This window comes from Streptococcus sp. 2018110 (assembly GCF_019754115.1).
In the GTDB taxonomy this organism is placed as follows: domain Bacteria; phylum Bacillota; class Bacilli; order Lactobacillales; family Streptococcaceae; genus Streptococcus; species Streptococcus hashimotonensis.
The window spans coordinates 1-9,345 of the sequence record NZ_JAIJZO010000033.1 but is presented as its reverse complement, the minus strand read 5'-3'; the positions used below and the strand labels follow the sequence as shown (position 1 = coordinate 9,345).

General features: G+C 37.7%; 11 protein-coding genes. All 11 read right to left on the bottom strand.

The window, feature by feature from the left end:
• Positions 1-146: 146 nt before the first annotated feature.
• Entirely contained in the window at positions 147-1,265 is a 1,119-nt protein-coding gene (locus tag K5Q34_RS11450) for a CHAP domain-containing protein (RefSeq protein WP_221865048.1), read from the bottom strand.
• Positions 1,262-2,023: a cell wall anchor protein gene (locus K5Q34_RS11445; protein ID WP_221865047.1), complete on the bottom strand. Its 762-nt coding sequence runs from the start codon at positions 2,021-2,023 to the stop codon at positions 1,262-1,264. The genes K5Q34_RS11450 and K5Q34_RS11445 overlap by 4 nt, the downstream gene beginning before the upstream one ends.
• Positions 2,020-3,879: a hypothetical protein gene (locus K5Q34_RS11440; protein ID WP_221865046.1), complete on the bottom strand. Its 1,860-nt coding sequence runs from the start codon at positions 3,877-3,879 to the stop codon at positions 2,020-2,022. Before K5Q34_RS11440 ends, K5Q34_RS11445 begins: the two co-directional genes overlap by 4 nt.
• A gap of 2 nt (positions 3,880-3,881) precedes the next feature.
• A complete protein-coding gene (locus K5Q34_RS11435; RefSeq protein WP_221865045.1) occupies positions 3,882-6,410 on the bottom strand; it encodes an ATP-binding protein in 2,529 nt (842 codons plus the stop codon).
• Positions 6,407-6,784, bottom strand: a complete 378-nt coding sequence (locus K5Q34_RS11430; RefSeq protein WP_105143280.1) for a TcpE family conjugal transfer membrane protein — start codon at positions 6,782-6,784, stop codon at positions 6,407-6,409. Before K5Q34_RS11430 ends, K5Q34_RS11435 begins: the two co-directional genes overlap by 4 nt.
• 12 nt (positions 6,785-6,796) lie before the next feature.
• Positions 6,797-7,033 (bottom strand): TcpD family membrane protein, encoded by a 237-nt coding sequence (locus tag K5Q34_RS11425; protein WP_044761058.1) that lies wholly within the window; start codon positions 7,031-7,033, stop codon positions 6,797-6,799.
• Positions 7,033-7,956 (bottom strand): conjugal transfer protein, encoded by a 924-nt coding sequence (locus tag K5Q34_RS11420; protein WP_205028560.1) that lies wholly within the window; start codon positions 7,954-7,956, stop codon positions 7,033-7,035. The genes K5Q34_RS11425 and K5Q34_RS11420 overlap by 1 nt, the downstream gene beginning before the upstream one ends.
• Positions 7,957-8,099: 143 nt before the next feature.
• The gene (locus K5Q34_RS11415; RefSeq protein WP_205028561.1) at positions 8,100-8,375 is read right to left on the bottom strand and encodes a hypothetical protein; all 276 of its coding nucleotides are present in this window, start codon (positions 8,373-8,375) and stop codon (positions 8,100-8,102) included.
• Positions 8,376-8,386: 11 nt separating this feature from the next.
• Complete coding sequence (locus tag K5Q34_RS11410) at positions 8,387-8,620, bottom strand: hypothetical protein (RefSeq protein ID WP_205028562.1); 234 nt, start codon at positions 8,618-8,620, stop codon at positions 8,387-8,389.
• Positions 8,621-8,681: 61 nt separating this feature from the next.
• The gene (locus K5Q34_RS11405; protein ID WP_105136608.1) at positions 8,682-8,978 is read right to left on the bottom strand and encodes a hypothetical protein; all 297 of its coding nucleotides are present in this window, start codon (positions 8,976-8,978) and stop codon (positions 8,682-8,684) included.
• A 108-nt stretch (positions 8,979-9,086) separates the two neighbouring features.
• The coding region (locus K5Q34_RS11400; RefSeq protein WP_221865044.1) for a hypothetical protein at positions 9,087-9,345 on the bottom strand (259 nt) is incomplete at its 5' end.

The window sequence follows — 9,345 nt, the reverse complement described above, 5'->3', positions numbered from 1 at the left end:
TCGAACAAATTCTTCTCCAGGAAAAGGCACATAGGAATGTTTTTCCGAACTATTTTTCATCTGGAGTTTCAAAATACTTGATGATTTTCCGAACTTTTTTGCACGTTAGCTATAATAAAAAAAACAAACCACTTAGTGACCTGCATTTACTTACCAATTACATAACTTAAAATTTTTGCTGTATCTGCGTCAATCACACGATAGTTAATAACTCCTAATCCCTGGACGTTACTTTCCGAAATCAAGATAGAACCATCTGACTTCACATCTTCCACAAACACAACATGTCCATAAGTTGGATCTGAAATTAATTCTCCTGGACTAAAGGAAATTGCCGAATGTTTAGTAGGAACATTAGTCACCGCATAACCAGCCTTATGTTTCCAATCTGCACCATTTCCCATATATGGGTCAAACGTTATACCAAATTCCCTAGCTCGATTAAACACAAACCAAGTACATTGACCCCAAGGATAAGACTGGGCAATATAACCAGCAGTGTTTATCGGTTTATCAAGGCTATAGCCAGCTGGTAGTTCTTGGCTTAATACCCCTGGGCTAACTGTTGATGTTCCAGTTACCGCATTATTTAGACTTGCAGGAGGTGATGGAGTTCCCCCATGAGCGTCTATCCACTCATCTATATCCTGCATCACATTGGCTCTTTTTCGACCAGAACCGGAGATATCTGTAAAATACACACCGCCATCTACAGAAACATTTAAAGTCCCATTAGCGTATTTTTTCGCCTTATCATCTTGTACCTTAAAGGTTTCATTTTTATTCGCCTTTAAGGTTTGCTTAGCCAATTCCACCACCGCAACTCCATCCGAAAACGAAGTCGCATTTTCAGGATTTGAGTCAAAAGCCCCATAACCAAACATATTAGCTCCTGGCATAGTAGCCACCCCAGCAGTCCCTAGAGAAGACTCCATCATAGCGATCGCAATGATAGCACGAACGTCTACTCCTGAAGAACGTTCCCATTCTAAAGCCAATCTACCGTTAATACGTGACTTATCATAAGCAATCCCTGTAGAGTCTAGAAAGCCGTCTAATTGATTCGCAGTAATACCATAGCGTTTGACAAAGAGATTATGAGTATATGGGTCTCCAGTAGACCAATTTGTTGTATAGCCCCCTGTTTTAGCTGGCGTAAAGTTATTGAAATTTAACACCATCACTACCAAGATGGGAAAAATAAGAGGAAAGAGACCAACTATTCCAAGGATGAAAACAAGTAGCTTGTTTTTCTTCTTTTTCATTTTTTCAAACGATTATACAAACCGATAATTTTATCTTTGAAAAAGTAAACTACTGTTCCAAAGCCCAGACCAATCCCAAGAAAGAATAGTAGAACATTTTCCACTACCCCTGTCGCAGGTAGAACCTTCAATTCACCTGTATCAGTCTTAAGGGCAACTGTACCATCAGACTGTTTCACTGCTCCAATTTCTTCTGGTCGTTTTTTAGCGATACCTGTTGGGGTCTGAACAATGACCTGGCTTTCTTCTGTAGATACAACTGTGTAGCCTGTATTGGTCAAAATTGGAGTATCAATTGTCGGAGTGTTAATAGGCTTTGCTTCCCCAGTTGATGATACCCCCGTATTTTCTTCTGCCTGCCTTACCTCTTCTGTTGGTGTAGGAACAACTGGTTCTTTTTTAGGTTCTTCCTTAGGTTCCTCTTTGGGAGGTAATGGTTTTTCCTCAATTGGTGTAGTCGGTTGTATTGGAGTAGTATCTACCCCAGTTGTAGGAGGTTCAATAGGCTTGACCTCCTCTTCCGTCTTCCCTGGTTCTTCAATCGGAGCTGATGGCTCTTCCACAATAGGAACGGTACTTGTATCTGTTACGTCAATTGGTGCCGTTGGTTCCATTGGGACAATCGGAACCTCAATTGGAGCAACCACTTCTTCAATCGGTGTAGTAGGAACAGTAGAGACCTCTTCTGCCTGCACAAAACCAGTTGATAAAAGTGTTGATGATAACAATATACCTGCTAAATAGTGTTTTGCTTTCATATAATAACCTCGTTTCTTTCTTTTCTTAATGAAGAAATTGTTTTGTCTGTCACAGTTTTAAATATTTGTTTCGGACTTTCTGTCTTACTTCTAAAGTCAATAAACATCGGTCCAGATGGTTCTAATAAAGGTTGACTAGGTTGTTTCCAGGTCTTCTTGAACTGGTCTATTCTTTGTTGACGACTGATAGCTCCACCTAACCTTTTTATCCGCTGTTTACGATCAAGTGTATCTATCTTGTCACGTTGAGTACGCATCAATACACTGTGTTGCCTACCCTCATAGTGTTGCCTACCTGCACTATTTTTCAAATAGCCATTAGCCATAAGTCGATAAGTAAGAGCTTGCAGACCATTGCTAGCACCACGTAGCTTCTTCAATGGCTCTTTTCTTCGTAAAACACTGATTTCTTTACCCTGTTCCGTCTTCATCTTAGCAACTTCTAAGCTATCTCCCTGCTTCATATGTCGCTTGACAGAGCGATTATCCGCAGTTCTTCTATAGGCAGACAGAAGCTTATTCGCCCCTATCTTACCTGCGCCTAGCGTCATCAGTCCACCCGCCAATGCTGGTTTTACGACCATTCCAAGACCCTTCTGGACAGTCTTTTTAGCGTTTAATCCAGCATTGCGTAACATCCGACCCGCAGGAGCTAAGCTTCGACCTCTAAAGACTCTACCTAACTGGGAACGGAAGCGCCAGAGTAGGTAATAAATGACTAAACGAAGTGCCAAAACAAAAACAATATCTTCTCCTGTTAGTTTTAGGAGAATATCTCTTAACGTGGAATTGAAAAGGACTAGTATAGTTGCTCCCGCCCCCAACATAGAAGATAAGACCATAGCGTATCCAATCGTCCGTGTAACATTCCAAAGCATGCGCCAAAAAAATGGCAGTATTGCTAAGACAAGTATAAAAGGTAGGAATTCCACAAGTAATAGAATACCTATTTTTAGGAAAAAGGAGAACAGAGCCAAGCCGTTCAGAATAATGCCCAAAAGAGGAACTTCTACCGTCATCACAAGAATATAGGAAAACTTATTTCCAAGAGTTCGGATATTTTCTACTATCGGTTCGTCTTTTGTACCAACGACTTCTGTTATTTTCTTACCTAATATCATATACTCTTTGTTATCATCACGATAGCCAAATAGGGCAATTAATTGCTCATTGGTAAGGTAGCCCGGCTTTCCTTTTGCATCCGAGTTCATACCCCTGTAAGGTTTCCAAATAGCTTCTTCAAAGTAGGTTTCCAATACTTTGTTATTCTGTTCTGCTAGTAAACCTTTTGTGACTTCATTTTGGATCTCATCAAGAGAAGTTGATACACCGTTATAGATTTTTGAAACATAGGTACGTGGCTGAGCCTTCTCTTCTTCTGATACTTGCACTCCACCAGAAAGAGAATAGGCTTGCTGATTGTATTCCGGTGGGACTGCATAGGCTTGTTGCAAGAAAGCCATTCCAAGCAAGGTAAACATCAGAATTTTTAACCCCGACCCCCGCCGTGTCAGTTGAATATAAGCCGCATAACAAAATATTATAATCAGCGCATACCACTTGACCGCATCAAAAATAGTATTAAACAAAGAAGCATTTCGGTCTATGACCTCGATAATCACCTTATCTACCGAACCTCCGCTTTTACCTAAAAGGTTATAAGCCTTCACAAATAGTTCAAACAGAAAGTGATTAAACCAAATAATGCCATTGAAAAACATATTAATAATATAATCAAAGCCAGTTAACGGATTGAGCCATTCTACATCTAACAGCAACTTAGAACCAAGGTCACTCAACTTGATTTCTTGACCAGTTGCCTTTATCGTAAACAACCCGTCTTTAAATTCAAACATCTTTATCCTCCCCAGCTCACAGTTTCTTCGTTATTCTTAACCTTCACCGTATCAAATAATTCAGCCATTTCAGGGAATATAGTACCGTCAACTGTTATTCGCTCCTTACGACCAAACGGGTCTAAGTAAATACACTGCCCCTTAGTCATATTGCTATACCGTTGTTGAGTCTCTTCAGTAATTGGAATTTTCAACAATTCTAGAGCCATATCAGGATTTTTCTCCTCATAGAAGGCAAAGACTGTACCAAAGCCCGTCTCATCTCCTCCCATATCCAAATCCGCAACCGACTGTGTACCAACCAGTAAGAAGTTATTCTGCGAACGACCTAAACGTTTGATACTATCATAGATTTTATTCCCCGCAGAAGTTGACTTCAATTGCCAAACCTCATCCATAACTGTCAAGGTTTCTTCGGTATGGTCATCAGAGCCGAACTTCTGACAAAAATAACCAATCGCATACAGAATAACAAGACCTTCTCTTTCTGATGGAGTAATGTCTAGTTTTGACCCCTCGCTAGGAAGTACTAGGTTTTTGATTCCCAAGACCGTAATTTTAGCTGACAGGTCAATTCCTCGTTTCTCCCCATAAGAAAAAGCTACATTTAAGACTGAGTCTTTAGACTTAGTCAGAAAGAGAGAACCCATATCGGCTACTGACTCTATATCTGATTGAGCTAGACGTTCAAAGACATGTAACATACCTCGTTGTTCTCCTGCTTCCTTCTCATCATAGATAGTTGTCAAAGCATTCAGTAATTCTGTCTCCTGCTTATCTGTCATATTCGGTTTAATGGTCCTAAGCATGGTTTCGGCTAGACTTTTCCCTTCCGAACGGTCCAGAAAGACAATCGGGTCAAGCATACCCCTATTTTCTTTATCTTGGACATCGAGAGAAACAAAATTAAAGGAGCGGATATAAGCTACTAATTCAGGATAGTTGCCCTCTTGCTCCAGCTTATCCGCAACACTTAAAAACTGCTCCCTAATTTCATCTTTAGGGTCCATGTAGAAACATTTAGTCCGTAAGAGTGAGTGATAAAGAAAAAGAAGTTTTAACAAGAATGATTTACCGCTACCTGTATCTCCTGTTACCGCAATATGCGGATTATCAGTAGTCTTGCCATCAATACCCTGTTTATTCGCTTCTAGAATATCCGCAAAAATCAAATTAGAAGAGGAGGCTAGAGCTTTTTTATAATCTCCAAACCAGCTTTCAATCTGATGATCAACCTTCCCTAAGTAAAAGCCAACGTCATTTCCTACTTTTTGGGAAACAAAAAAGAGATTCTCAGAAAATCCCTCAACAGATACTTTTTGGATAAAGTTTCTATCCGAATAATCTAGCACATCTCCTATTCTATTTTTGAAAAATAGATACAGTTGGTCTGGACTAGCATTTAACAAACCAACTCCGATTTGTTTCAAAGTCGCTTGTAACAAACTTCTCTTTTCCTGTAATCCCTCGATTGTATCAGAAGTTACAATCAACGTATGAAGATATGTCAACATCACTTCTCCGCTATCTAAGCGGTCTTCTATATCTTCTAGTAAGAAATGGTCTACAACTTGTTTTTTCTTTGGTTTATCGCCTTCTTCTTCGTTTTCATTGACCGCATTCCTGATTTTGTCTTTTGCTCGACTCGTTAATCCTGCCAAAGAAAAATAACCTTTTGTACGTGGAAAATGAACTTTTACCTTGCTTTCCACCGGAAAATTCAACTGATGTATTTTTTCCATCAAATGAAAATAGGATAAGTTACGTGGCAACGTATCAATAGGATACAAGCCAACGTAGGCTGAACCCTCAGGAGTTGTCAGCTTGATAACATTGACCTGTTCCAATTCAATATTGACATCATCCAAATTTTCAAGCGCAGACTGTACATTAAGAATTTCATTTTCTCGATGATAAAGTAGTCCTCTTAAATACTGAATTCTATTCAGTAAGATTGTCTCTTCTACACTGGTTCGTCGAGGATTCAAAAGACCAATATCTTCTTCCAAAACCAGACGTTGTTCCTCATAGTTTTTATACCAATCGTCTGCCACCTCTTCTTGCAGACCCAATCCTTGCATAACAACATCTTTTGTATATCTGTAGGATTGTCTGATGACTTCTACAACATCTGTTGAGATATGGATAGATTTTAATGGAACAATCAAATAATGCTGGTATTCGAACGGCTCACCAGTTGTTTCGTAAATCCCACTAATCATTTTATTTAAAATAACATTGGCTAATTCCACATAAATCGGATTGTTATCAACCCTTTCAAACAGTTCTTCCATGATACCAATTAAATCACGAGGCATTGGTATATCATTAATTTCAAAATCTGCATACTTGTTCAAATTCGCAAATACTGAAGTTGTTAATTCCTTGACCGCTTCTTTTCCCTCCATAGCCATTGTATTAGCCACCATGGAAGGTATACGATAAATCGCAAACACAGACCCATCTTTTTTCAACATCAGATTTTCATGAAATGCAATAATGGTATTTTCCTTTAATGTTGTTACCCTCATAGTTCTCCTTTCGTTTTTATTTTTCGATATACTTTCCCTTTGTTTATGTAAATATTATCTGCTCTATATCCATATTTGAGATAAAATAGAATATAGTCCTTAAAATAAAAAGCAAATGGACGACCGTCTACCTTTAAATCTTCTAACACCCCTGCAATCAGCCAAGACAGCAACAAAGAAAAAATAATATTATAGTTTACAGGAATAAATCTCAACAAACGAAAGAAAAGAAAGAGGAAGACAACTAGAATCGTACAATAAACAAATCTGGAGAATTTTACAGCCTGTGAAAAAGTGAAAAAGCCAAATAACTTTCTTATCCAGTTAGGCTGGTCCAAAGCTTCCTTGTACGAGTATAATTCTTTATCTTTCATTTTCTCCTCTTTCTAAACTCCAAAGGCTTTTGAAGCCCATTCTAGTACCTTCTTAACCAAAGGACTAAATAAAGCTAATGTTGTCTGCGCATTGTGAGCTACGTAATAAACTAATATCCCACCAAAGAAGATAGATACGGCTATCTTTACCTTCCGCTCTTTAAACAAAAACCAACCTATACCTACAACTGTTCCAGCTATAATAAGCGGGTCTCCAATATTCGTTAAAAAACTATTCCAAATATCCATTATTTTTTCTCCTCTTTCTTATATTTTTCTGGAATACCATGTTTCATTTTTTCTACATAAAAACCATCATCCTTTTTAATAATGGTAAATGAAAAGTTTTCACTTCTGGTCGTCCCTAAAGTATCAAAGGTTACTTGAGCGTATACCTTCAACTGATTTGAATCACTATCATCTAGATATGCCCAATCTAGACTCTTAAATCGTGTTCCCGCTAAAACAGGAATATTATTCGCAATTAAATTTAAGTTTTCTTGACTGCTAACATAGTTTGTGAAAAACAAGGTCAAAAAGTCTTTCAGCTGACTGTTTTGTTCTTCGTTTAGAACATTATCAGGTTCAAGTTTTTTCTTTTCTTCTTCTCCCACTATTTCATATTGACTAGACTTTACTGTTTCAAAATAAGGCAAGTCTGAAACGTAATATTTCCCTTCTACTTCTTTATAGGGGACAGTAAATTCTGTCACAAATTCTTGCTTTGTTTCCTTACCTTCTTCCTTGATTGTTACTGTATAACTAACAAGGTAAGTTGCTTTTTCCTTATCCAGGTATAGAAGCCTATAAGTATTTAATACACTAGGTTGACGTAGATACCCTTGATTAGATAAAGTGAGACCGTCCGCATAAAAACTATTCAACTTCTCAATCTGCGAAGACTGTGTTTCTCCATCTTCCGAAAAATTAAAATAGTAATACACAAAATTATTTAAGTAATTTTCAAGCCGATACTCTTTCCTATCATCTGCCACTATTTGTTGGATAGGCTCTTCTTTCCTATCCGCCTTCATAAGGTTGGTAACAATCATCAGGCAAGATAAAGAGAAAAATACAATCAATCCACCTAAAAATAGCCGATTATAGCGTTTCTGACTAAAGCGACGTACTGTTACTTCTTTTTTCTTTTTTGATTTTAATATTTTTACCAAATCGTTCTCCTTTCTTACTTTAGATAGTTTATAGACTTGTCTAGGTCTATTTTAGAATTATTATAAATAAAAAAGACAAGCCCACTATAGAACTTGTCCTTATTTATGATAGATAACCGTTGCAACGCATACTATAACGTACGTCAACTATTTTTAAGGATATTCTTGAAAATATACTCATTTTGAATTATCACTCGTTGAGTTGCTCGAATTAAGGCTCTATCCATCCTTGTATAGTAGTTGATAAGGTCACCATTTAACTCAAATAGAGCTGGGAAATAATGACTACCATCACAATCTACTACACAATGCAAGAAGGGACGTTCCTTCCCTATTTCTAAATAGATAGATAAATTCCATAACTGATCTCTAGCATCATCGTATACCGTACCTCGGTATAAAGGTGCAAAATTTCTCATTCCCTACCTCTTTACCATTCCTCCTCGTCTTCTGTAGCCATATCTAGCGCACGATAAATATAATCTGACTCGAACCAGAGGAAGTCATTTACTTCTACCTCCGTAGCACCTTCTGGAAACACATCTTCCAACAAGTACATCAGCTCATCTTCTTTGTAAGCTTCAATAACTGTATTGACAGTCGTTGTTGCTTCTGACCATGTACGAATATCATGAATAGACGAAACTTCTTTTTTAATAAGCATATCTAAAACTCCTTTTCTATAAAAAGAAAAGGCCAGTCCAGCAGACCAGCCCTCAAACTATCTATTTTGCATGTTCTAAGAAGCGTTTACCATTTGCGACAAGCGCTCCTTGAAACTTACGCATCTCCTTATTGAAATACGCATATTTCTTCGACAATTGACGAATTTCTTCAATACCTAGTTTCGTCAACTCGTTACCTGTAAACTCACCAAGTAATTCATTTTCAAGGTGTTTTTTCAAGCTTTCATGATATTCATAAGCCTGTTCCCAATCACGAGCCTGTAGCGATTCTCCAAGCAAACCAGCAGTCTTTTTAATATCTGTAATCACTTTATTTTTTTCTTCTTTTGTAGCCATCTTTTCTTTTCCTTTTATCTTTCTGTTTTTATCTTTTTCTACTGTCTGTTCACTTATTTATTCAAGTTTGTTGGAGAGCGATTTTTTATCATAATAGCTTATTTCCTTTCATTCATAGGCTCGTAGACGACCTAACAAGTTATACTCCTTAATCAGGCTAATCATACACGCACACTTCATCTCATCTGTTTCAACTAACAACTCCTCACGTAGCTGGTTACGTTTCTTAACCGCTAAAGCAGAGAGACTCGCTTCATACTTCTTCAACAGCCTGTTATACTGATAATCAATATTTCTATCATGACGATAAGCTGGAAAATTTTTCTTACGAATCAACGTGTTTAATTGATTTCTTATCGCAGAAAGT

Coding starts and splice junctions, on each gene's coding strand:
- K5Q34_RS11450 (WP_221865048.1), bottom strand. CDS start 1,265: ATGAAAAAGAAGAAAAACAAGCTACTTGTTTTCATCCTTGGAATAGTT.
- K5Q34_RS11445 (WP_221865047.1), bottom strand. CDS start 2,023: ATGAAAGCAAAACACTATTTAGCAGGTATATTGTTATCATCAACACTT.
- K5Q34_RS11440 (WP_221865046.1), bottom strand. CDS start 3,879: ATGTTTGAATTTAAAGACGGGTTGTTTACGATAAAGGCAACTGGTCAA.
- K5Q34_RS11435 (WP_221865045.1), bottom strand. CDS start 6,410: ATGAGGGTAACAACATTAAAGGAAAATACCATTATTGCATTTCATGAA.
- K5Q34_RS11430 (WP_105143280.1), bottom strand. CDS start 6,784: ATGAAAGATAAAGAATTATACTCGTACAAGGAAGCTTTGGACCAGCCT.
- K5Q34_RS11425 (WP_044761058.1), bottom strand. CDS start 7,033: ATGGATATTTGGAATAGTTTTTTAACGAATATTGGAGACCCGCTTATT.
- K5Q34_RS11415 (WP_205028561.1), bottom strand. CDS start 8,375: ATGAGAAATTTTGCACCTTTATACCGAGGTACGGTATACGATGATGCT.
- K5Q34_RS11410 (WP_205028562.1), bottom strand. CDS start 8,620: ATGCTTATTAAAAAAGAAGTTTCGTCTATTCATGATATTCGTACATGG.
- K5Q34_RS11405 (WP_105136608.1), bottom strand. CDS start 8,978: ATGGCTACAAAAGAAGAAAAAAATAAAGTGATTACAGATATTAAAAAG.